At 69.9% G+C, this 21,708-nt stretch carries 16 protein-coding genes; 6 read left to right on the top strand and 10 right to left on the bottom strand.

The window, feature by feature from the left end:
• Nucleotides 1-64: 64 nt before the first annotated feature.
• The 8 genes from BLP95_RS08195 to BLP95_RS08230 form a co-directional block, all read right to left on the bottom strand.
• Nucleotides 65-2,788, bottom strand: a complete 2,724-nt coding sequence (locus BLP95_RS08195) for a tetratricopeptide repeat protein (RefSeq protein ID WP_089678114.1) — start codon at nt 2,786-2,788, stop codon at nt 65-67.
• 49 nt (nt 2,789-2,837) lie between these two features.
• Complete coding sequence (locus BLP95_RS08200) at nt 2,838-4,091, bottom strand: alginate lyase family protein (protein ID WP_245678713.1); 1,254 nt, start codon at nt 4,089-4,091, stop codon at nt 2,838-2,840.
• Nucleotides 4,092-4,129: 38 nt separating this feature from the next.
• Entirely contained in the window at nt 4,130-5,017 is an 888-nt protein-coding gene (locus tag BLP95_RS08205) for a polysaccharide lyase (protein WP_089678116.1), read from the bottom strand.
• A 58-nt stretch (nt 5,018-5,075) separates the two neighbouring features.
• Nucleotides 5,076-6,593 carry a PilZ domain-containing protein gene (locus BLP95_RS08210; protein WP_089678118.1) on the bottom strand — a complete coding sequence of 506 codons (1,518 nt, stop codon included), beginning with the start codon at nt 6,591-6,593 and terminating at the stop codon, nt 5,076-5,078.
• Entirely contained in the window at nt 6,586-8,544 is a 1,959-nt protein-coding gene (locus BLP95_RS08215) for a glycosyltransferase (RefSeq protein WP_089678120.1), read from the bottom strand. Before BLP95_RS08215 ends, BLP95_RS08210 begins: the two co-directional genes overlap by 8 nt.
• A 12-nt stretch (nt 8,545-8,556) precedes the next feature.
• Nucleotides 8,557-9,903 carry a UDP-glucose dehydrogenase family protein gene (locus tag BLP95_RS08220; protein WP_089678122.1) on the bottom strand — a complete coding sequence of 449 codons (1,347 nt, stop codon included), beginning with the start codon at nt 9,901-9,903 and terminating at the stop codon, nt 8,557-8,559.
• A gap of 303 nt (nt 9,904-10,206) precedes the next feature.
• Nucleotides 10,207-10,806 (bottom strand): cob(I)yrinic acid a,c-diamide adenosyltransferase, encoded by a 600-nt coding sequence (gene cobO / locus BLP95_RS08225; RefSeq protein WP_089678124.1) that lies wholly within the window; start codon nt 10,804-10,806, stop codon nt 10,207-10,209.
• Nucleotides 10,807-10,873: 67 nt separating this feature from the next.
• Entirely contained in the window at nt 10,874-12,370 is a 1,497-nt protein-coding gene (locus tag BLP95_RS08230; protein WP_089678125.1) for a RimK family protein, read from the bottom strand.
• A 175-nt stretch (nt 12,371-12,545) separates the two neighbouring features.
• Here BLP95_RS08230 and BLP95_RS08235 point away from each other — a divergent pair, with 175 nt between their 5' ends.
• The 4 genes from BLP95_RS08235 to pepN all read left to right on the top strand — a co-directional run bounded on the left by BLP95_RS08235 (nt 12,546) and on the right by pepN (nt 16,737).
• Entirely contained in the window at nt 12,546-13,031 is a 486-nt protein-coding gene (locus tag BLP95_RS08235; RefSeq protein WP_023005621.1) for a GNAT family N-acetyltransferase, read from the top strand.
• A gap of 48 nt (nt 13,032-13,079) precedes the next feature.
• On the top strand, nt 13,080-13,565 hold the full coding sequence (locus tag BLP95_RS08240; protein ID WP_023005622.1) for a YajQ family cyclic di-GMP-binding protein: 486 nt from the start codon (nt 13,080-13,082) through the stop codon (nt 13,563-13,565).
• Between the two features lie 102 nt (nt 13,566-13,667).
• Nucleotides 13,668-14,039 carry a YbaN family protein gene (locus BLP95_RS08245; RefSeq protein WP_023005623.1) on the top strand — a complete coding sequence of 124 codons (372 nt, stop codon included), beginning with the start codon at nt 13,668-13,670 and terminating at the stop codon, nt 14,037-14,039.
• 67 nt (nt 14,040-14,106) lie between these two features.
• The gene (gene pepN, locus BLP95_RS08250; protein WP_089678127.1) at nt 14,107-16,737 is read left to right on the top strand and encodes an aminopeptidase N; all 2,631 of its coding nucleotides are present in this window, start codon (nt 14,107-14,109) and stop codon (nt 16,735-16,737) included.
• A gap of 213 nt (nt 16,738-16,950) precedes the next feature.
• Here the strand turns inward: pepN and BLP95_RS08255 are convergent, their stop codons facing one another.
• Both BLP95_RS08255 and BLP95_RS08260 read right to left on the bottom strand, forming a co-directional pair.
• Nucleotides 16,951-17,238, bottom strand: coding sequence for a hypothetical protein (locus BLP95_RS08255; protein WP_089678129.1), 288 nt, complete (start codon nt 17,236-17,238; stop codon nt 16,951-16,953).
• Between the two features lie 77 nt (nt 17,239-17,315).
• Nucleotides 17,316-18,914: a cation:proton antiporter family protein gene (locus BLP95_RS08260; protein ID WP_176760251.1), complete on the bottom strand. Its 1,599-nt coding sequence runs from the start codon at nt 18,912-18,914 to the stop codon at nt 17,316-17,318.
• A 216-nt stretch (nt 18,915-19,130) separates the two neighbouring features.
• Between BLP95_RS08260 and BLP95_RS08265 the strand changes: the two genes are divergently transcribed.
• Both BLP95_RS08265 and BLP95_RS08270 read left to right on the top strand, forming a co-directional pair.
• The gene (locus tag BLP95_RS08265) at nt 19,131-19,727 is read left to right on the top strand and encodes a LemA family protein (protein ID WP_089678132.1); all 597 of its coding nucleotides are present in this window, start codon (nt 19,131-19,133) and stop codon (nt 19,725-19,727) included.
• Nucleotides 19,728-19,737: 10 nt separating this feature from the next.
• The gene (locus BLP95_RS08270) at nt 19,738-21,666 is read left to right on the top strand and encodes a M48 family metallopeptidase (protein WP_089678134.1); all 1,929 of its coding nucleotides are present in this window, start codon (nt 19,738-19,740) and stop codon (nt 21,664-21,666) included.
• Nucleotides 21,667-21,708 lie beyond the last annotated feature (42 nt).

Genomic DNA, 21,708 nt, shown 5'->3' on the forward strand with positions numbered 1-21,708 from the left:
CCCGGAAGCAGGAAGGCCGGCCCCCTCGGGGGCCGGCCTTCGCGTTGCGGGGAGCGCTGGCGGATCACTCCGCCGCCGCCACCTCCAGGGCCTCGGCGGCACTCTCGTCGGAGAGCAGCTCGTGGAGGGTCTGCACCGCCATGCCGCTGTCGCCCTGCATGACGCTATCGAGCCACACCAGGGCCTGCTCGCGACTGGCATTCTCCAGGCCGTTGGCCGCCAGGTAGGCCTTGGCCAGCGCCAGGCGGGCGCTGGGGTGGCCCTGCTCGGCCGCCTTCAGCAGGTAGTCGGCGCCCTGGCGGACGTCCTGTTCGAGGTTCTCGCCGCGGATGTACTCCCGGCCCAGGGTGGCCATGGCCCCGGGATGGCCCTGCTGGGCGGCCTCCTGCAGCAGCGCCTTGCCGCGCTCACCGTCTCGGGGAATACCGTTCTCGCCGCGCAGCAGCGCGCGGCCCAGGTTGGCCCGTGAGGCGAGGTCACCGCTCTCGGCGGCGCGCTCCAGCCACTTGCGGGCCTGCTCGGGATCGGCCGCCACCCCCAGGCCCTCCTGATAGGCGACCCCGAGCTCACGGGCCGCGTGGGGGTTGCCCGCCTCGGCAAGGGGGCGCAGGTAGCCGATGGCGCGCTCGGCGTCGGCCTCGACGGGGCCACCCTTCAGGTAGGCCTGGCCGAGGGTCAGGCGTGCCCCCTGGTGGCCGGCGTCGGCGGCGGCCTGCAGCAGCGACAGGGCGCGCCTGGGCTCGCCGTCGAGCAGCATCTCGCCGAGCTCGGCACGTGCCCCGATGTGGCCGGCGTTCGCCGCCTGCTCGAGCCAGCGGCGGGCGGCCCGAGGGTTGGCCTGCACGCCCCGGCCGTCGAGGAAGGCACGGCCCAGGTCGGCCATGGCCCCGGGGTGACCCTGCTCGGCGGCGGCGATCAGCGCGTTGATGTCGCCGCGAGCCCCCTTCCTGCGGTTGACCCCGGTCATGACCTCCTCGGCGCCCGTGTGCCCGGCCTCCCGTGCCCGCGTCACCCAGCGGGTGGCCTCGTCGAGATCCCGGCCGACCCCCTCGCCGTCGCGGTAGGCACGCCCCAGCACCAGCATGGCGTTGGCGTCGCCCTGGCGTGCCGCCCTCTCGAGCAGGGCTCGACCACGCTCGGCGTTCTCCGGCAGCGGCCCCCTCAGGTAGGCCTCGCCAAGCACCGCCATGGCGGTGTCATCGCCGGCCTCCAGCGCCTCCTCCAGCAGCGACTCGGCGCGGCTGGGGTGGAAGGGCAGGGGCCCCTGCTCCTGGAGGTGGGCCTCGCCGAGCAGGCGCAGCGCCGCTGGCTGGCCCTGTTGTGCGGCGTCGCGCAGCAGGCCCTCGGCGCGGCGTCCATCCTGGGGGACACCGCGGCCCTCCAGGTAGGCGGCGCCCAGCTGCTGGGTGGCCCAGGGGTGACCCAGCTCGTGGGCGTGCTTCAGGTAGTCGATGGCGAGATAGGGCTGGCTGGGCACCAGCTCGCCGGCGAGGTAGAGGTCACCCAGCCGGGCCATCGCCAGGGCGTGGTCCTGCTCGGCGGCGCGCTCGAGCAGGGCGATGCCGCGCTCGACCTCGGGCGGGGTGAAGCGAGGCGGGTCGGCGAGGCCGGCGGAGGGGGCGTCGGGACTCGCGGCATTGTCGCGAGGCGTCCCCATGGCCTGCGCCCGCCGACGGGCCTCGGCCACCAGCGTGGTGCCGAGGGCCTCCATGGCGTCGATATCCCCGGCCTCCACGGCCTGCTCGAGCCAGCGCTTGCCGGCCGTCGGCCGTGTGGGCGCCCGTTCGGGATCGACCAGTATCCTGCCCAGCTGGGTCATGGCATCGACATCACCGCGTTCCGCGGCCTCCTCGAGCATCCTGATGCCTTGTCGGGTCTCTCCGGCGTCCAGCAGGGCACTCCCGGCATTGCCCAGTGCATCCTTGTCGCCGGCCTCGGCCGCCTGACGCAGCCAATGCAAACGCTGTGCGGGCTGGTCGCCGAGCAGGCCGTCGGGCGCATGCAGACCCGCCAATTGTCGCATGGCCGTGGTCTCGCCGGCTGCGGCGCGCTTGCGCAGTGCCTCGGCGTAGCGCCGGGCGTAGTCCATGGCACGTTCGGGCTTTTCGTCGAGCCAGCCACCGGGGGCATGGGCCTCCGCCAGCGCCTTGAGCGCCTCCTCCTGGCCCTGCTCGGCCTCGATGGCATAGAGCTTGGCCGCACGTTCCGGGTTGGCCGACACCCCGTCGCCGCCTTCCCGCAATAGTGCCGCGAGCATCACCCGCTCGTCGCGGCCCACTTCCTCTTCCACCGCCAGGCGCAGCAGGTGGTAGGCAAGCAGGTCATTGCGCTCGACGCCGTCGCCCTCACGATAGAGCTTCGCCAGGTTGAGGGCGGCATGGCCACGGATATAGGAAGGAGTGCGTACCGCCAGGGCGTAGTGCTCGGCCGCCTGGGCAGGGTCCCGTTCCATGGCCTTTCCCTGGTCATAGAGCTTGCCCAGCTCGTAGTGCCCCTGGGGAAATCCCTGGTTGGCAAGGCCGGTGAGTAGCCGGATGGCCTCACGGGGGTTGCCGGCAGCGATCGCCTCGTCGGCCTTCTTGACGAGCTGTTTGTGCCTCCACTCGAGGTTGCGTGGCTGGCCATCCTCGAACCAGGCCTGGTAGGGCTCGGACAGGGGGGCGGTGGCCTGGGGGGCGCTATCGGTGACGGCGCATCCCGTGAGCAGCACCAGCAGGCTGGCCGAGGCCATCAGGCGCAGTCCCCTGGCATGCGGGAGGGTGGGGAGGTCGGTCGGGGTGGTGTTCATGGGGTTGGGTCCTCGCGGTGATCGTTGGATGACGGCTGACAGTGGGGCATCACTCCTGCCCCATCCCCTTGAAGGCGGTGGTCTCCTGTTTCTCCTCGTCGAGGACGACATGCCGCTGGGCGTCGGGATCCATGAAGTAGAGGGTGATGTAGCCGCCGGCACTGCGGTTGTAGAGGGGGCGTACCCGGCGGATGAAGTCCTCGACGCGGGGGTCATCGAAGCGCTTCAGGTAGATCTCCATCCAGGTGAAGTACTGGGGGTCCTTGAGAAAGCCGGTGTACTGCTCGAGGGGGGCGACATCGCCCAGGGCGGCGGGGTCATCGAGGATCGCGAAGAGGAAGTCGACGGCGTCATGGATGCTACGGCCGTCGACCTCGAGCTCGAAGATGTCGTAGCCCTGGCGGGCGATGACCTGCATGTTGGTGATCAGGTAGAGCAGGCCATAGTTCTGGTAGTGGGTGGCGCGCCGCCCCCGGGAGACCTCCAGCGGAAAGGCGCCCTCCTCGGTCATATCGTGCAGCGCGGCATGGATGGCGCTGACCCCGAAGCGGAACAGCTCGTCGTCCTCGGTGAGCACGCCGACCATGCTGGCGTAGAGCGCCCGGCGGTAGAAGTGGTTGTTGCAGCAGCTGTTGCCCACGCCGCCGGGGATATCGGCGTGCTGGTGGGCCAGGCCGTTGAGCCATGTCTCGACGCGCTCGCGCTCCTCCTGCATGCCTTCCACGAAGGGGCGCACGGTGGCGTAGGCCATGGCGGCGGCGAAGATCATCGACTCGGTGGCGAACCACGCCTGGGGCTCGACGGAGTCGTAGTAGAAGTCGGTCAGCGCCTCCTGCTGGGCCCAATGGTCGAGGAAGCGAACCAGGCACTCGGCGTAGTAGTCGTCGCCGCTGGCGACGAAGCTGCCGGCCAGCATCGAGACGTTGTCCTCGAACTGGAACAGCGGCTCCGAGGCGAGCTCCCATGCCTCCGGATTGGGGTAGTAGCCGGGGACCCGCAACTGGGTGGTGATGGGCTCGTACGCCATGAGCTGCTGGCAGCTCGGCCCCCGGGAGAGGTCGTCGAGCTCCTGGAGCAGGATGGCGTTGTCGGTGTCGGCGAGCTCCTCCATACGGGCCGCCACGTCGAAGTAGCCGGCGTCGGGGGCGGTGACGCGATACTCCGAGAGGTCCAGCGCCTCGCGCTCCTCGATGGTGAGGATGTCCATCTCCTGGGCGCCTGCGCCGCCCGACAGCCCGGCGAACAGCAGGATCAGGGTGGCGGCGAGGGGCCGGTGGGGCAGTCCGGAACGGGCCTGGGACATGGCGGGTGTCACTCCTTGTGAGGTGGGATACGCCCCGCTTAGGGCGAGGGGGCGTAGAAGCGAAAGGCGGCGAAGTCGGCATGCTGGTCGACCGGGGTGCGCCAGGCCTTGCCGTTGCCGCCGAAGAAGGTCGAGAACATCAGGCCATCGATGGTCACCTCATCGGTGGTGCGGTAGACGATCTCGCCCTGCTCGAGCACCGGCGCGCCGTCGATCCACACCCGGGCCAGGCCGTCGGCCTCACCGGGCGTGTTGAGCACCAGCTCCTGCTCGATGGTGACCCACTCGCCGGTGGGGAAGCTCCACAGCCCGCGGCCCACGGAGGCGCCGAATTCCTCGTCCTGGCTGGCCACGTACTCGTAGAGCTCGCCCTGGCCGGCCTCGCGCCACATGAAGCGCATCGAGAAGCCGCTCTCGCCGTCGACCTCGTCGCCGCCGCTGGGGGCGTCGCCGCCGTAGAGGCCCGGCAGCTTGCCGCCCTTGACGAAGTCGAACCCCGGCTCGAAGCGCACCTGGTAGGTGAGGCAGGCCCGTTCGGCTCCGGCCAGGCCCGCCGGGTCGGCATAGAAGCCGGCACCGCCCTTCTCGGTGTCGCCGGGGGAGGAGGTGCCCTCAGGGTAGTGGACGCGCAGGCCCGGCTTGCCTAGGCCGGTCGCGTCGGCGTCGAGCAGCTCGACGTTCTTCTCGACCCCCCAGTCACGGGTGGTGCCGAAGCCCTGGCGCACCCCCGTCCGGGCCTCCTCGGCGGAGAGGTCCGGCTGCGGGGAGGCCACCAGTGGATAGCGCGCCGAACAGGGTTCGACTCGCGGATAGGAGAGGGTCGGCGCCTCGTCCTGCTGCGCCGAGGCGCCCGCCGAGGCGAGGCCCGACAGCAGGGCGGTGAGGAGCAGTGTCAGTCGCCGGGAATCGGTTGATGTCATGCGCATGGCGTCTCCTTGACGCAGGGCCGCGGCGCCGAGGCGTCGCGGCGTCGGTGGCTTTGGATCACCCCGCCTCGCGGGTTTCTTCCTCCTGGGTGGCGGCACGGTAGACGCGCTCGCCGAGCTGGATCACGGCCCGCATGCCCTGCCACACCCACTCGGCGGTGGCACCCAGCAGCGGGGCCTCGGTGAAGCGCACATCCACCGGCTTGCCGACGCTCTCCGCCGGCAGGTCCTTCTCGGGCACCAGCAGCACGCTGGCCACGTTCTGCTGCTGGCGGACCCAGCTGGGGAAGCCGGCGCGCGGCTGGCGCTCGACATCGAGCGCCACGTTGCGCACCCGGGCGCGGATTGGGGTCGAGGCGTTGGGCAGCGAGACGTAGGCCGTCTGGTTGGGCTCGATGCGCTCGATGTCGTCCATGTGGACCAGCGCCTCGACCATGACATCGTCCTCGCCGGTGCGGATCAGGGTCATGATCCGCTCGCTCTCGTTGACGTAGGTGCCGTCGGCGCTGGAGAGCGCCCAGGCCACCAGGCACTCGCAGGGGCTGTAGATGTCGTTGCTGGCCTGGCGCGCCTCCAGGGCGGTGATGCGGGAGCTCTCCAGATCGCGTGCCGTCTCGAACTGCTCGATGCGTGCCTGGGCGATCTCCGGCGATACCGTCTCGAAGCTCATCGCCTCGCCGCTCTCGGGACGCGCGGAGCTGGCGATGCTGACCTGGCCGCCGCCGGCCGATTCCAGGTGCTCCTTCAGGTTGGCGATCAGCTGCTCGTTGTAGTTCAGCGAGGCCCGGGAGAGGATCAGCTCCGACTTCAGGTCGCTGTTGGCGATGCTGGTCAGCGCCTGGTCGCGCTCGACCCGGTCGCCGGCCTGCAGGTCGTGGGCCTCGAGGATGCCGGGGCCCGGGGCACGGATATCGATCCGTGGCGCGGTGACCGCGGCGAAGCTCGGTTCGATCAGCATGAAGTTGCGGTAGGCCGTCGCCGCGGCCGCGATCGCGAGCACGCCGATGGCGGCGAACAGCAGCAGGTAGCGTCCCCGCGGCTTGGGCGGGCGCGACGGCGGCAGGGGCGAGTTGTGGGTCGCCTGGCGCTTGCGCGGGGTCTGGGGATCCTCGCCCTCCATCAGCGACTCGATGCTGGGCTGGCGCCCGGTCAGGCAGCTGCGAACCACCTGACGCAGCAGTTCGCGATGGGGTGGCTCGATATCCGTGATCTCGAAGCCGTTGACGTGGTGTCTCCCGCCCTGCTCGGCGGTGGCATGGCGGCATTCGGCGCGCACCGGCACGATCAGCTCGCTGGCCCCGGCGGTCAGCAGCAGCGAGGCCGAGAGGCGCTCGCCCGGGTGCAGCGGCCGTGAGGTGCGAACCGCGAAGCCGCCCACCGAGACATCGGCACCGGGGAGCTCCTGGCCATCCTCGAGGCGGACCCGGAAAGGCGGCGAGACGCGGATGAAGCGGCGTTCGTCGCGTCGCTCGTGGTAGATTCTCTCGTGATGGCGTCCCTCGCCTCGATGGGCGATGGGGCCCAGGCGCGGCTCGTTGCGGTCGATGCCGTTCATGTCGGGATGATGATCAGACATCCTTTGCCTTCTCCTTGCTCTGTTGTTTGGCCGACGCCAGGGTGTCGCCGGAACGGCCGGCATCCACCCGGATCCGCAGGCCCTTCAGACGTATCGAGTGGTGCGTCAGTGTCAGGGTGCAGCCGGCTGGCTGCGGGCAGGCCGCCGCCTCGGCGATGGGCCGTCCGCGGCCGTCGCTCAGGTGGCTGGCCAGCGCGGAACTGACGATCAGGCGGGTGGTGCCCCCCGTGGCGCCCAGCAGGTGGCCCGCCCGGGGACGGTCCAGCCCCTCGAGCGCCTCCAGCAGGCCGTCGTCGAGGCGGAAGTCGCCGGCCGGCAGCTGCACGCTGCCGCCCTCCGGGGCATCGGCGATGGCCAGCGACAGCCAGCGTTCGTCCACCCGTGACGCTGACGCCGGGCTGCCGTCGGTGAGGATGGCCAGCGAGGTGCGGTCCGGGGGCTGCAGGACGCCGGTGGCGAGGATCAGCACGTAGAGCAGCACGCCGTAGGCGAAGGCGTGCAGCACATGGCCCATGCGCCGCTGGCGCTTCACGGCCGCCGGGTCGTCGGGCTCGCCAGCGGAGATGCCCTGGCGCGACCACTTCTGGCGGTTGAAGCGGAAGCTGACATAGGTCTTGAGCAGCGCACCCCACACCTGGTTGTAGTAGATCAGGGGCACCCACAGCAGGCTGAAGCGCCCGTGCTGCCAGGCCAGGATCAGCGTCACGATGCCGCGGGTGAAGAGGATCCACAGGGCGTAGGCGAAGATGAACGAGGGGCGGATGAACAGGGTCACCAGCAGGGCCACCGTGGGGCCGATCAGGGTGGTCCACATGGAGAGTCGCTGGTCGACCAGGCTCCACCAGGTGAACAGGCCCATGGGTCTTGGTCCCAGGGCGATGGCCCGGTTGCTGGTGCGCAGCATGTTGCCGTACCAGCGACGCATCAGGTCGGTGGTCGACGTGAAGAAGCGCCTGCGGTCGGGCAGCTCCTCGAACCCCGAGACATGCACATCCGGGATGTAGAGCATCCGCCAGCCGTTCTTCAGCAACCAGTACCAGGTCGACTTGTCGTCGCCGGAGAGGAACTTGAAGGTGCCGAAGCGCCAGTGGTCGACGTGGTCGTTCTCCACCAGCTCGATGAAGTCGGGCTGGGTCGCCAGTTCGGTCCGGAAGGCGCTGTAGCGGCCGGTCAGCACCAGCAGGCGGCGGGAGACCGACATCGAGCTCATCACCAGGTGGCGCTGGGCATAGCGGATGTCGTACCACTCCTTGGTGGCATCGCCTCCGGTGACGATGGCGCTGTTGTTGGTGGTCAGGGCCCCCAGGTCCTCCTGGACGCCGAAGAACGACAGCGAGCGCGACAGGGTGCCCGGCTCGAGGCGGATATCGCCGTCCATGGAGACCAGCAGGGCGCCCGGCGTCGGCATGCGCCGCGAGATGGCGCGCAGCACCTCGGCCATGGCCGAGCGCTTGCCGTCACCCTTCTGGAACATGTAGCGCAGCTCGATGTTCTCCGGCCAGCCGTTGTCGTCCATGACGTGTGTGATGATGTCCACGTCGGTGCGGTCCGACAGCGAGGCGAAGATGGTGGTGGGCACGCCGTAGTCGGCGACCTCGCGGACCAGGGCATCGTAGACCCGGAAGCTGACCTCGGGCTCGATGCGGAAGGAGGTGCACAGCACATAGAGCTCCGGGGGGAGGCCCTGCTCCCCCTGGGCATCCGCCTCGGCCCGCAGGCGCGGGAAGATCCGGCGGTTGTACCACACCGAACGCACGGCCTGGATCAGCCACCAGCTGTAGCGCCAGATGCCCACGGCCCCGACGGCGAAGAAGAAGCTCTTCGACTCGGCGGAGAACACCTCCAGCGGCAGGCCATCGACCACCAGGATCAGCAGGGCGATTCCGAGGAGGAAGGTCGTGACCTCCGTCACCTTGCTGGCGACGGAGCGATCGTCAGGTCGGTTCGACATCTCGACGCCCCCTCAGGCGAGCACGGGACGCACGGAGTCACCCCGGCCGATGGCGTAGTAGGCGAGGCCGGCGGCCTTGACCGACTCGGGGGGGAAGAGATTGCGGCCGTCGACCACCACCGGCTCACGCAGGGTGGCCCGCAGCGCCTCGAAGTCGACGGTGCGGAAGGCCTTCCATTCGGTGCAGATGACCAGGGCATCGGCCCCCTCGAGGGCCTCGTCGCGATAGCCGGCGAGCACCAGGTCGTCACGCTCGCCGTAGAGCCGGCGACACTCGTCGGCGGCCTCGGGATCGAAGGCCTGGACCCGGGCACCGGCCTCCCACAGCGCCTCCATCAGCGCCCGGCTGGGGGCCTCGCGCATGTCATCGGTGTTGGGCTTGAAGGCCAGGCCCCACAGCGCGATGGTCCTGCCGGTCAGCTGGCCGTGGAAGGCCTGGCAGAGCATCTCGAACAGGCGGCTCTTCTGGCGCGCATTGACGCGCTCCACGGCGGCGATCATCTCGGCGGGGTGGCCGACATGCTCGGCGGTATGCGCCAGCGCCTTGACGTCCTTGGGGAAGCAGGAGCCGCCGTAGCCGCAACCGGGGTAGATGAAGTGGTAGCCGATGCGCGGGTCGCTGCCGATGCCGTGGCGGACCTCCTCGATGTCGGCGCCCAGGCGTTCGGCGAGGTTGGCGATCTCGTTGATGAAGCTGATCTTGGTGGCGAGCATGGCGTTGGCCGCATACTTGGTCAGCTCGGCGCTGCGCACCCCCATGAACATCAGCTTGTCGCGGTTGCGGTTGTAGGGGCCGTAGCACTCGCGCATGGCGCTGCGCACGCGCTCCGACTCGGTGCCCACCACGATTCGGGAGCCGCGCGAGAAGTCCTCGATCGCGGCGCCTTCCTTGAGGAATTCGGGGTTGGAGCAGACATCGAAGGGGAGCTGCAGGCGGCGGCCATCGAGCTCGGCGGCGATCACGCGTTCCACCTTGCTGGCGGTGCCCACCGGCACCGTCGACTTGTCGACGATGATGCGGTACTGGGTCATGTGGCGGCCGATGGTTTCGGCCACCTTGAGCACATGGCGCAGGTCCGCGCTGCCGTCCTCGTCCGAAGGGGTGCCCACGGCGATGAACTGCAGCAGGCCGAAGGCCACGGCCTCGACGGCATCGGTGGTGAAGCGCAGGCGTCCGGCCGCCCGGTTCTGGCGGATCAGCGCCTCCAGGCCGGGCTCATAGATCGGTACCTCGCCCTCGTTGAGGCGCGCGATCTTGTCGGCGTCGACGTCGACGCAGAGGACGTCATGTCCCACGTCGGCCAGGCAGGCGCCGGTCACCAGGCCCACGTATCCGGAACCGAAGATGGTAATCCGCATGGTCGTCATTGCTCCTTGCTGAGGGCCCACCCGCAGGTATCAGGCGCGGGAAGGGCGGGTCGTCGGGGCGTGCGACCATCCACAGGAGCAATTATCGGGCCAGGTTCTTATATTCCTTTTAATATCAACTGGTTGTGTTATCCAGGTCGGCGTCGCCGTCGCCGGGCCGGGGCCGAGGCGTCGCCATGCCGCTACAATACTCGCCAGCCCAGGGAAAGTTCTTTTATTTCATATGGATAGAGTGTTGCCAGCCGGCAACGGCGCCCTCGAGAATTCTTTCAAACTATTGAATTGATGGATATTTCAGTAGTCGATGCCGCGACGTGCCTGGAGGCCGGCGTTGAAGGCATGGCGCACCTCCTGCATCTCGGTGACGGTGTCGGCCATGGCCAGCAGGTCGCGATGGGCGTTGCGCCCGGTGACGATCACCGTCTGCTCGGCGGGACGGTTCTCGATGGCGCGCCGGACCGTGTCGATGTCCAGGTAGCCGAACTTGAGCATGTAGGTGATCTCGTCGAGCACCACCAGGTAGACCCCGGGGTCGGCCAGCATGCGCTCGGCGTCGGCCCACACCTCGCGGCAGGCGGCGGTGTCCGCCTCGCGGTTCTGGGTCTCCCAGGTAAAGCCGGTGCCCATGATGGCGACCTCGAGGTTGGGGTCCTCCACCAGCCGCTCGCGCTCGCCACACTCCCACTGGCCCTTGATGAACTGCACCACCCCGACCCGGTAGCCATAGCCCAGGGCGCGGGTGACGGTGCCCCAGGCGGCGGTGGTCTTGCCCTTGCCGTTGCCGGTGAAGACCAGCAGCAGGCCGCGCTGCTCGGTGGCGGCGGCCACCTTCTCGTCGACCCGGGACTTGAGTTTCTGCATCGCCTGGCGGTGGCGGGTATCGCGATCGTTCATCCTGGCTCCGTGTTCTGTACAAGGCTTGTCTAGGAAGGCGCCAGCATACGCGAGCCGGTGCCGCGCGTCAGCTCCCCTGGCGCACCTGCGCCTCCAGGCGTGACAGGAACACCCCCATGATGCGCTCATAGAGGCCGCGGCCCAGCACGCTGTCCTCGATTCCGGCGTCGATGTTGGGGTTGTCGTTGACCTCGATCACCACCACCCGCTCGCCGGCCTGCTTGAGGTCGACCCCGTAGAGGCCGTCGCCGATCAGTCGGCACGCCTTGAGCGCCGCCTTGATCACCGCCGGTGGCACCTCCTCGGGGGCGTGGGTGGTGAAGCCGCCGCTCTTCACCCGGCCACCGGAGTGGTCGTAGATCTGCCAGTGGCCGCGGGCCATGTAGTAGCGGCTGGCGAACAGCACCTGGCCATCCAGCACCCCGATGCGCCAGTCGTACTCGGTGGGCAGCCACTCCTGCACCAGCAGCAGGGCGGAGTCGCGGAACAGCCGCGCCGCCTCACGCTCCAGGGCCTCCAGGCTCTCCACCTTGACCACGCCCCGGGAGAAGGCACCGTCGGGCACCTTGAGCACCAGCGGGAAGCCCAGATGGCCGACGCGCTCGGCCAGGGGGCCGCGGTCGCCACGCCGCAGCAGGGCGCCATCCGGCGCCGGCACGCCGCGGGCCCGCAGCAGGGCGTGCAGGTAGACCTTGTTGGTGCAGCGCAGGATGTCCCGGGGGGCGTCGATCACCACCAGTCCCTCGTGCTCGGCGCGGCGCGCCATGCGATAGGTGTGGTGGTCCAGGGCGGTGGTCTCGCGGATGAACAGGGCGTCGAACTCGGCCAGGCGTCCGGCATCCTTGCGGGTGATCAGCGAGACGTCGATGCCGAGCCGGCGCCCGGCGCGGATGAAGGCCTTGAGGGCCCCGCGGTTGCTGGGCGGCAGCGCCTCGGTCGGTTCCACCAGCATCGCCAGGTCGAAGCGATAGCGGCGCCGCGCGCGCGGCGTGCGCCACACCTGGCGCGAGTGGCGGTTCAAGGCGGCGGCGAAGGCGTCCTGCTCCTCGCCCACCAGGTCGCGCAGGGTCAGCGGCCGCAGGCGCGCCAGCCGCCACTGGTCGTGGCGACGCACCAGCCTGGCCTCCAGCAGCGGGCAGGGCAGTCGCTCGAAGAGCTTGCGCGCCAGGCGCTCGAGGCCCGGCTCGCGACACTCGCCGAACATCACCCTCAGGGTGAGGGTATCGCCGGCCAGGCGCTCGTGGCGGGCCAGGTCACCGAGCAGCGGGGCCAGGGTGTCCAGCTGCAGGTCGATCAGTGCCTTGCGCGACAGCTCGTTGAGGGTCTCCACCGTGGGCAGCACCCGCTGGCCGCGGGCCTGGGCCAGCAGCGAGACGTAGTAGCCGGTGCCCAGGTAGTCGAGCTCGCCGCACAGGTTGATCACGTGGGTGGTGCGCTCGCCCTCGGCGGCGGCGCGGTGGCGTGGGTCCAGCGAGAGGTACGCCTCGGCGGTGATCAGGTCCTCGCTGGGGTAGTAGGGCTGCCAGTCGGCGAGGCGGTCGACGACGATACGCAAGGGGCACATGGGCGTGGGCTACCGGTCGATGGGGGAGGGCGGCGCGCGGCCGGACAGCGGCCAGCATGCTATCGCCGCACGGTGGCGACAAGCGCCTTCGTGGGTGAAAAGATTTCATGCTGTCGCCCGGGTGACAGCGATCCTGGGTGCCACCAGAATCGGCGTGTTCCATGCGGAGTACCCGATGACCGTTCAGCTGCGCCGGGCCACCGGCCATGATCTCGATGCCCTCTACCGGCTGGAGGAGAGCGCCTTCAGCGGCGACCGCTTCAGCCGCCGCCAGCTCTGGCACCTGCTCAACCGCGCCCACGCCGAGACCTGGGTGCTGGAGCGCGACGCCGAGGCCCTCAGCCCGGCTCGGCTGCTGGGCTACGGCACCCTGCTGTTCCGCCACGGCAGCGACCGGGCGCGGCTCTACTCCTTCGGCATCCACCCCGACGCCCGCGGCGCTGGCCTGGGGCGCCGGCTGCTCGAGGCGCTGGAGGCGGCCGCCGTGGCCCGCGGCAGCGCCCGACTGGGCCTGGAGGTGCGGGTCGACAACCGCGTGGCCCTAGCCCTCTACCGGCGCATGGGCTTCCGGCTCGAGCGCTGGCTGCCGGAGTACTACGAGGACGGCTGCGCCGCCTGGCAGATGGTCAAGGCGCTGGAGGCGGCGGCGGCCGCGCCCTGATAGAATCGCGCCATCCCTAACCCCCTATCGACAGACCCAGGAGCCGTCATGCCCTCCTTCGATATCGTCTCCGAGTTCGACAAGCACGAGGCCAGCAACGCCGTCGACCAGGCCAACCGCGAGATCCAGTCGCGCTTCGACTTCAAGGGCGTCGACGCCGGCTTCACCCTGGAGGGCGACACCGTCAGCCTCGAGGCCGAGGTGGACTTCCAGCTCAAGCAGATGCTCGACGTGCTGCGCGGAAAGCTGATCGGCCGCGGCATCGATGCCCGCTGCCTCGACGTCCAGGAGCCGGTGCTCTCCGGGGTGCGCGCCCGCCAGCAGGCCCACCTCAAGCAGGGCCTGGAGCAGAAGGAGGCCAAGGACATCGTCAAGCGCATCAAGGACTCCAAGCTCAAGGTGCAGGCCCAGATCCAGGGCGAGAAGGTGCGCGTCACCGGCAAGAAGCGCGACGACCTCCAGGCGGTGATGGCGCTGCTGCGCGGCGAGCAGGGCCCCGACCTGCCGCTGCAGTTCGACAACTTCCGCGACTGATCCCGCCTCGGGCCCGCGGCTAAGGGCCCCATAGCCAGCCCCGATTGGCATGCCGGGCCCGCCTGCGCTTCAATGAAGAGATCGTCGGTAAGGGAGCGCCGGATGTCCGAGCTCAAACGCCTCGTCTACCTCGCCATCGCCGGCGTCGGCTTCGCGCTGGGGGTGGTGGGTGTGTTCGTGCCGCTGATGCCCACCACCTGCTTCATGCTGCTGGCGGTGTGGGCCGCCACCAGGAGCTCGCCGCGCCTGGCCGGCTGGATCCGCGCCCACCCGCGCTTCGGCCCCGCGGTGCTGGCCTGGGAGGGCGAGCGAGCCATCCCGCGCCATGCCAAGCGGCTCGCCGCCGCCATGCTGGCGCTGTCGATGCTGGTGCTGGCGCTCACCGTGAGCCTGCTGTGGCTTAAGCTCGCCCTGATCGCCGGCCTCGCCCTGCTCGGGGCCTGGATCGTCACCCGGCCGGAGCCGGCAGTGTGACGGGCGCTTTGAGGTCGGGGGGCGCGGCGCCGTACAATGGTCGCAATTCTCGACAGGAGCACCCCGCATGTCCGACCCCCAGGCGACCTACCTGAGCGACTACCGTCCCCCTGCCTACCGCGTCACCCACACCGAGCTCACCTTCGACCTCGACCCCGCCGCCACCCGGGTCAAGGCGCGCCTGCACCTCGAGCGTCACCCCGAGCGCACGGCCGGCGAGCCGCTGATGCTCGACGGCGAGGGCCTGACCCTGGAGGCGATCGCCCTCGACGGCGAGCCCCTGGAGGCGGACGAGTACAGCCAGGACGAGGCGAGCCTGACGGTGCATCGGGTGCCCGAGCGCTTCCACCTGGACACCGAGGTGACCATCGCGCCCGAGGCCAACACCGCCCTGGAGGGGCTCTACCTCTCCAGCGGCATGTACTGCACCCAGTGCGAGGCGGAGGGCTTCCGGCGCATCACCTTCTACCCGGACCGCCCCGACGTCATGGCCACCTTCGCCACCACGGTGATCGGCGGGCCCGGCGAGCCGGTGCTGCTCTCCAACGGCAACCCGGTGGAGCGCGGCGAGCTGCCGAATGGGCGCCACTTCGTCACCTGGGAGGACCCACACCCCAAGCCCAGCTACCTGTTCGCGCTGGTGGCCGGCGACCTGAAGAAGGTCGAGGACGCCTTCACCACCGCCAGCGGTCGCGAGGTGACCCTGCAGATCTGGGTGGAGGAGGAGAACCTCGACAAGACCGACCACGCCATGGCCTCGCTGAAGCGCGCCATGCGCTGGGACGAGGAGGCCTACGGCCGCGAGTACGACCTCGACCTGTTCATGATCGTGGCGGTCAACGACTTCAACATGGGCGCCATGGAGAACAAGGGGCTCAACATCTTCAACTCGGCGGCGGTGCTGACCCATCCCCACACCGCCACCGATGCCGCCTTCCAGCGGGTCGAGAGCATCGTCGCCCACGAGTACTTCCACAACTGGTCCGGCAACCGCGTCACCTGCCGCGACTGGTTCCAGCTCTCCCTCAAGGAGGGTTTCACCGTCTATCGTGACCAGTGCTTCTCCGCCGACACCAACTCCCCGGCGGTCAAGCGCATCGAGGACGTCTCCTTCTTCCGCACCGCCCAGTTCGCCGAGGATGCCGGCCCCACCGCACACCCGGTGCGTCCCGACCACTACATCGAGATCGGCAACTTCTACACCCTGACCATCTACGAGAAGGGCGCCGAGGTGGTGCGCATGCTGGCCAACCTGGTGGGGGAGGAGGCCTTCCGCCGCGGTAGCGACCGCTACTTCGAACGCTTCGACGGCCAGGCGGTGACCATCGAGGACTTCGTCGACTGCATGGCCGAGGCCTCGGGCCTGGATCTTTCCCAGTTCCTGCGCTGGTACTCCCAGGCCGGCACCCCGGAGATCGACGCCTTCGGCGAGTATGACTATGCCAAGGCCGAGTACCGCCTGATCCTGCGTCAGCGCACCCCGGCGACCCCCGACCAGCCCGACAAGCAGCCGCTGCACATCCCGGTGCGCCTGGGCCTCGTCGGCACCAAGAGCGGCCGCGACCTGCCGCTGACCCTGGAGGGCGAGGCGCTGGGCAGCGACGCCGTGATCCACCTGCGCGAGGCGGAGCAGGAGTTCCTGTTCACCGATGTTAGCGAGGCGCCGGTGCCCTCGCTGCTGCGCGGCTTCTCGGCGCCGGTGAAGCTGCGCTTCCCCTACGGCCGCGAGGACCTCGCCTTCCTGCTGGCCAACGACGGCGATGGCTTCAACCGCTGGGACGCCGGCCAGCGCCTGGCCATGCTGGCCCTGGACGACCTCATCGCCGCCCACCGTAACGGGGTGGAGAAGGTGATGGACCCGCGGGTGATCGAGGCCTTCCGTGGCCTGCTGGAGGGGGAGCCCGAGGATCGCGCGGTGCTCGCCGAGATGCTCACCCTGCCCAGCGAGGCCTATATCGCCGAGCAGCAGCCGCTGGTGGACGTCGACGCCATCCACGCCGCCCGGGAGTTCATGCGCCAGGGGCTGGCCATGGCGCTGCGCGACGACTTCCTGCGGGTCTATCGCGAGAACCAGAGCGACGCGGCCTACGCCCCGACCCCGGAACAGATCGCCCGGCGCAGCCTCAAGAACGTGGCGCTGGCCTATCTCATGGCCATCGAGGACGAGGATGGCGTGGCCCTGGCCCGGGAGCAGTTCGCGGCCGACCACAACATGACCGACGTGCGCCATGCCCTGACCCTGCTCACCCACAGCAGCCGCGACGAGCTCAGCGAACCGGCGCTCAAGGCCTTCGGCGAGAAGTGGGCTCACGATCCCCTGGTGATGGACCAGTGGTTCGCCATCCAGGTGACCCGCCCGCAGGCCGACGTGCTGGAACGCGTCAGGTTCCTGATGGAGCACCCGGCCTTCTCGCTGAAGAACCCCAACAAGGTGCGCGCCCTGATCGGCACCTTCGCCGGCCAGAACCGGGTCAACTTCCACCGCCTGGACGGCGCGGGCTACCGCCTGCTGGCCGACACCGTGATTGAACTCAATCGCCTCAATCCCGAGATCGCCGCGCGGCTGGTCACCCCGCTGACCCGCTGGGCGCGCTTCGACGAGTCGCGCCAGGAACTCATGAAGGCCGAGCTCGAGCGCATCCGTGCCGAGGAGCTCTCGCCGAACGTCTACGAGGTGGTGGAAAAGGCCCTGGCCTGATGAGGAAAGGGGGATTTCCTGCTGCGCTTGAAATCCTGGCCGCCGGCGGTGCCGGTGCGCCGGCCCGGTCGTCTCCTCATGTAGCAGGCTACACTCCGGCAGCTGCGCTCCGGCTGCGGCCAGCCTATCTTAGCTCGCGACGGAAATTCCACCTTCCCTTTATCGTTAAAAAGCGCCGCCCCTCGGGGCGGCGCTTTCACGTCGGGATGGCGGTCAATATATGAGCCAGCTCAACACCACGAAGCCCAGCAGCAGCCAGACCAGGGTGGCGACGATGGCACGGCGGGTGAGGGCGCGGAACGCCTTCCACAGCATCCACAGGCCGACCACCAGGATCAGCAGGCTGACGATGGAGGTGGAGATGCCCAGCGAACCGGCCAGCCCCTGAAGAAAGCCGCGGGCGGAGTCGCCGATGTTGGCGAAGAAGCCGGTCAGCAGGTCGACGACGAAGCGGATGACCTCGCCGAGCGTCCTGCCGATCCAGGTGAAGAACTCTTCCATGTGCGTAGTCCCTGACGTGTCGCGTAGCCGCTAACGGTAACCACCCCTGCCACGCTTGTCATCATCGGTTCGGGGCCTCAGCCGAGGTGGCTGGAGACCGGCTCGATGCCTGACTCCTCGGCGGCACTGTCCGCCAGGGCTCGGCCCGCCTCGTCATAGACGTGGAACACCGCGCTGGCACCCAGCTCCCGGATCGGCTCGATCTCTTCCGGGAACTCGACCACGGCGGTGATCTTGCCCGGGAACTGGCGCGAGCGCAGCTGCTTGAGGGCGAAGAGGTTACCCGCATGGTGAGGCATGGCCAGTACCACCATGTGCACGCCGGGTGACATCAGCAGCTTGTCCCAGAAGTCGGAATCCAGCGCATCGCCCTCCACGGCATTGAAGCCGCGGCTGGAAAGCATCTTGATGCTGGCCGGGTTGCTGTCGATACCCAACACGCGCAGGCCATACTGCTTCTGCAGGCGGCGATAGACGCTGCGGCCGATGCGCCCCATGCCCAGCACCACGGCCTCGGCATCCCCCACCTCGATGGGGCGGTCGCTGGGGGAAAGCTCCCCGCGTTGTCGCTTGGGCAGGCGCGGCTCCAGCCAGCGATAGATGCCCTCGCTGACGGCATTGAGCATCGCCGAGAGGCCGAAGCTCAGCGCCACGGCCAGCGAGATCACGATCAGCCAGTCCTCCCCGAGTAGTCCTCCCGAGACGGCGATGGCGCCCACGATCAACCCGAACTCGGAGTAGTTGGAGAGGCTCAGGGTCGCCAGGATCGAGGTGCGGTTACGCATCGGGAAGCGCATGAACACCAGCTGGTAGAGCAGGCTCTTGAGGGGCAGCAGTGCCAGCAGCAGCAGTGCCATGCTCAGGTGGCTGAGCTCGGGCATGGCGGTGAGGCCGATACCCAGGAAGAACCCCACCAGCAGAAGCTCCTTGATGTTGAACATGGACCGCGCCAGGGTCTGGGCGGCGGGATGGGGCGCCAGCAGCAGGCCGATGATCAGGGCGCCGAGATCCCCCTTGACCCCGAGCGCCTCGAACAGGGAGTAGCCTAGTACCAGGGCGAGCAGCATCCCGAAGAGGATCTGCATCTCGCCATGGCCAAGGCGGTCGAGCAGTTGGCGCAGCAGCGGAGCGAGGGGGATCAGCAGTACCAGGCCCAGCGCCCAGACGCTGGGCAGCTTGCCGGTGGAGGCAGTGATGAACAGCACCGCGAAGATGTCCTGCATGATCAGCACGCCGATGGCGAGCCGGCCATAGGCGGTCTGGGTCTCGCTGCGCTTCTCCAGCACCTTGATCACGAACACCGTGCTGGAGAAGGAGAGGGCGAAGCCCAGCAGCAGCAGTGTCTGCCACTGGCTGTCGGCCAGCAGGCTCAGTCCCCAGCCCTTGAGCAGCGCCAGCAGGCCGAAGAACAGCAGCGACGAGCCCAGCATGTGCAGGGTGGCGCCGCCCCAGACATCTCCGCGCAGCAGGGTGCGCACGTCGAGTTTCAGGCCGATGGTGAACAGCAGCAGGGTGACCCCGATGTCGGAGATCAGGTCGAGCAGGGGCGTCCTGTCGAAGCCCAGGGCGTTGAGGAGGAAACCGGCGACCAGGAAGCCGACCAGTGGCGGCAGTCGGATGGCGATGGCGCCGAGGCCGCCGACGAAGGCGGCAAGGAGAAAGGCCGGTTCGATCATTCACGCTCCCTGTTCGATGGATCGGACATGCCCCACAGTTTACGGGAGCCGGCGGTGGAATGGCATGATTCGACGCCAGCCTGCCCTGGCGGTGTGACGCCGCCGAGACGGGACGGGCCTCGCCTTGCCGGTGTCGTCAGTCTGCCGGCGAGCGGCTAAGGTTAAGCGAGGGTGCCGCAGTCGGCGCCTGTCCCTTCACTCCCGGTCGAGGATGCCATGGACCTCTCGCTGATCCTGCCCATCGTGCTGCTGGTCGCCCTGCTGATCTATGCGGTCAGCATCTACAACCGCCTGGTGGCGCTGAAGAACCGCTTCCAGAACGCCTTCGCCCAGATCGAGGTGCAGCTCAAGCGGCGCCACGACCTGATCCCCAACCTGGTGGAGACCGCCCGCGCCTACATGGCCCACGAGCGCGAGACCCTCAGCGCGGTCACCGAGGCGCGCAACGCCGCCGAGGTGGGCCTCAAGCACGCCGCCGCCGCCCCCGGCAATGCCGCCGCCATGGCCGAGCTGGCCGGTGCCGAGGGGGCGCTGGGCGCCGCCCTGGGGCGCCTCAACGTGGTGATGGAGGCCTATCCGGACCTCAAGGCCTCGGAGAACATGCAGCAGCTCTCCGAGACCCTGACCAGTACCGAGAACCGCGTCGCCTTCGCGCGCCAGGCCTTCAACGACGCCGTCATGCAGTACAACACCTACAAGCAGCGCTTCCCGCCGGTGATCCTGGCGGCCTCCTTCGGCCACCGCGACGACGCCGCGCTGCTCGAGTTCGAGGACAGCGCCGAGATCCAGGCCGCGCCGCGCGTCAGCTTCTGAGGCTCGCGCCATGGACTTCTTCACCGCCCAGGATCGCGCCCGGCGCCTCTCCGGCCGGCTGGTCCTGCTGCTGCTGCTCGCCGTGGTGGCCCTGGTGGTGCTGACCTGCGTGCTGGTGGCGGTGACGGTGGTGGTGCTGAACCCGGAGCGGATGGGGGCCGGCGACCCGCTGACGGCGGCGCTGGAGCCGCGCCTCTTCGCCATGGTGGCGGGCGGCGTGGTGGCGGTGGTGGTGCTCGGCGGCCTGGTGCGCCATCTGCAGCTGCGTGCCGGGGGCTCGGCGGTGGCCGAGGCGCTGGGCGGGCGGCCGCTGGCGCTGGACACCCGCGACGAGGGCGAGCGGCGGCTGCTGCATGTGGTGGAGGAGATGGCGATCGCCTCGGGGCTGCCGGTGCCTGCCGTCTACCTGCTCGAGGACGCCGCCATCAACGCCTTCGCCGCGGGGCACGACAGCCACGATGCGGTGATCGGCGTGACCCGCGGGGCCATCGAGCACCTCGACCGCGACCAGCTGCAGGGCGTCATCGCCCACGAGTTCAGTCATATCCTGCACGGTGACATGCGCCTCAACCTGCGCCTGGTGGCGCTGCTCCACGGCATCCTGGTGATCGGCCTGGCGGGACGCTTCCTGCTGCGCGGCATGGCCGGGGGGCGCCGCCGGCGGGGCTCGCGCCGCGGCGGCGGCCACCTGGCGCTGCTCGGCCTCGGCGTGGGGCTGATGGCGGTGGGCTATGCCGGCACCCTGTGTGGCAACCTGATCAAGGCCGCGGTGAGCCGCCAGCGCGAGTTCCTCGCCGACGCCAGCGCGGTGCAGTACACCCGCAACCCCGAGGGCATCGGCGGCGCCCTCAAGACCCTGGCCGCCTACCGCCTGGGCTCGCGGCTGATGGCCAGCCATGCCGCCGAGTTCAGCCACCTCTACTTCGGCAGCGGCGTGCGCCACTTCAGCCGCCTCACCGCCACCCACCCGCCGCTGGAGGCGCGCATCCGCCGGGTGCTGCCGCGCTGGGACGGTCGGTTGCCCGAGCCCTTCGCCCCGACGCCCAGGGCCACTCCTGCCTCGCCCGCTGCCACCCAGGCGCCGGCTTCCTCCGCCAGCCCGGCCAGCCCCGCCGACGGAGCGGAGCTGGCCGGCGCCGCCCTGGGCAGCGTGGCGGCGGCCAGCATCGGTCGCCCCGACGAGGCGTCGCTGGCCCGGGCGCGGCGACGCCTGGCGGGGCTCGAGGCGCGCCTGCTCGATGCCGCCCACGAGCCCTTCGCGGCCCGGGCGCTGGTCTACGCCATCCTGATGGGCGTCGAGCCGGCCAGCCGCGAGGCCCAGCGGGCGGTGCTGGGGCGCCAGGCGCTGCCCGAGGTGGTGGCCGAACTCGATGCCCTGGCCGAGCCCCTGGCCCGGCTCTCGCCTGGCGACCGGCTGCCGCTGATCGAGCTCTCGTTGCCGGCGCTGCGCGCCCTGAGCCCGGCCCAGGGGGCGCGCTTTCGCACCTGCCTGGATGGCCTGATGGCCGCCGAGACGGCGCCCGGCGCCCTGCAGTGGGCCCTGCATCGCCTGGTGCGTGCCGGGCTCGACGGCGAGCGGCGTGCGCTGCGCGACCGCCGGCTGGCCGACCTGGGTGGCCCGCTGTCGCGGCTGCTCTCCGCCCTGGCGCTGGCGGGTCACCCCGAGCCCGAGGCGGCGCGGGAGGCCCTGGCCGGCGTGTCCGCGGCGCTGGGCGTGCCCCTGGACTTCGTCGCCGAACCGGCGACGGCCGCGGAGCTGGAGTGGGCGCTCTCGCGGCTGGCACGGCTGCGCGACGCCGATCGCGCGCCGCTGGTCGCCGCCATGGTGTGCTGCGTGGCGCATGACGGCCGGGTCGCCCCCGAGGAGGCCGAGCTGCTGCGCGCGGTGGCCTGGAGCCTGGGCTGCCCGCTGCCGCTGGGCGAGCTCGACGCGGCCTGAGCGGGCGACTTGCGAGGCACGAGGCGCTCTGCTGCAATGTGC

It is taken from the genome of Halomonas shengliensis, from assembly GCF_900104135.1.
GTDB classification, from domain to species: Bacteria; Pseudomonadota; Gammaproteobacteria; order Pseudomonadales; family Halomonadaceae; genus Halomonas; species Halomonas shengliensis.

Coding starts and splice junctions, on each gene's coding strand:
- BLP95_RS08195 (WP_089678114.1), bottom strand. CDS start 2,788: ATGAACACCACCCCGACCGACCTCCCCACCCTCCCGCATGCCAGGGGA.
- BLP95_RS08200 (WP_245678713.1), bottom strand. CDS start 4,091: ATGTCCCAGGCCCGTTCCGGACTGCCCCACCGGCCCCTCGCCGCCACC.
- BLP95_RS08205 (WP_089678116.1), bottom strand. CDS start 5,017: ATGCGCATGACATCAACCGATTCCCGGCGACTGACACTGCTCCTCACC.
- BLP95_RS08210 (WP_089678118.1), bottom strand. CDS start 6,593: ATGTCTGATCATCATCCCGACATGAACGGCATCGACCGCAACGAGCCG.
- BLP95_RS08215 (WP_089678120.1), bottom strand. CDS start 8,544: ATGTCGAACCGACCTGACGATCGCTCCGTCGCCAGCAAGGTGACGGAG.
- BLP95_RS08220 (WP_089678122.1), bottom strand. CDS start 9,903: ATGCGGATTACCATCTTCGGTTCCGGATACGTGGGCCTGGTGACCGGC.
- cobO (WP_089678124.1), bottom strand. CDS start 10,806: ATGAACGATCGCGATACCCGCCACCGCCAGGCGATGCAGAAACTCAAG.
- BLP95_RS08230 (WP_089678125.1), bottom strand. CDS start 12,370: ATGTGCCCCTTGCGTATCGTCGTCGACCGCCTCGCCGACTGGCAGCCC.
- BLP95_RS08235 (WP_023005621.1), top strand. CDS start 12,546: ATGACCGTTCAGCTGCGCCGGGCCACCGGCCATGATCTCGATGCCCTC.
- BLP95_RS08240 (WP_023005622.1), top strand. CDS start 13,080: ATGCCCTCCTTCGATATCGTCTCCGAGTTCGACAAGCACGAGGCCAGC.
- BLP95_RS08245 (WP_023005623.1), top strand. CDS start 13,668: ATGTCCGAGCTCAAACGCCTCGTCTACCTCGCCATCGCCGGCGTCGGC.
- pepN (WP_089678127.1), top strand. CDS start 14,107: ATGTCCGACCCCCAGGCGACCTACCTGAGCGACTACCGTCCCCCTGCC.
- BLP95_RS08255 (WP_089678129.1), bottom strand. CDS start 17,238: ATGGAAGAGTTCTTCACCTGGATCGGCAGGACGCTCGGCGAGGTCATC.
- BLP95_RS08260 (WP_176760251.1), bottom strand. CDS start 18,914: ATGATCGAACCGGCCTTTCTCCTTGCCGCCTTCGTCGGCGGCCTCGGC.
- BLP95_RS08265 (WP_089678132.1), top strand. CDS start 19,131: ATGGACCTCTCGCTGATCCTGCCCATCGTGCTGCTGGTCGCCCTGCTG.
- BLP95_RS08270 (WP_089678134.1), top strand. CDS start 19,738: ATGGACTTCTTCACCGCCCAGGATCGCGCCCGGCGCCTCTCCGGCCGG.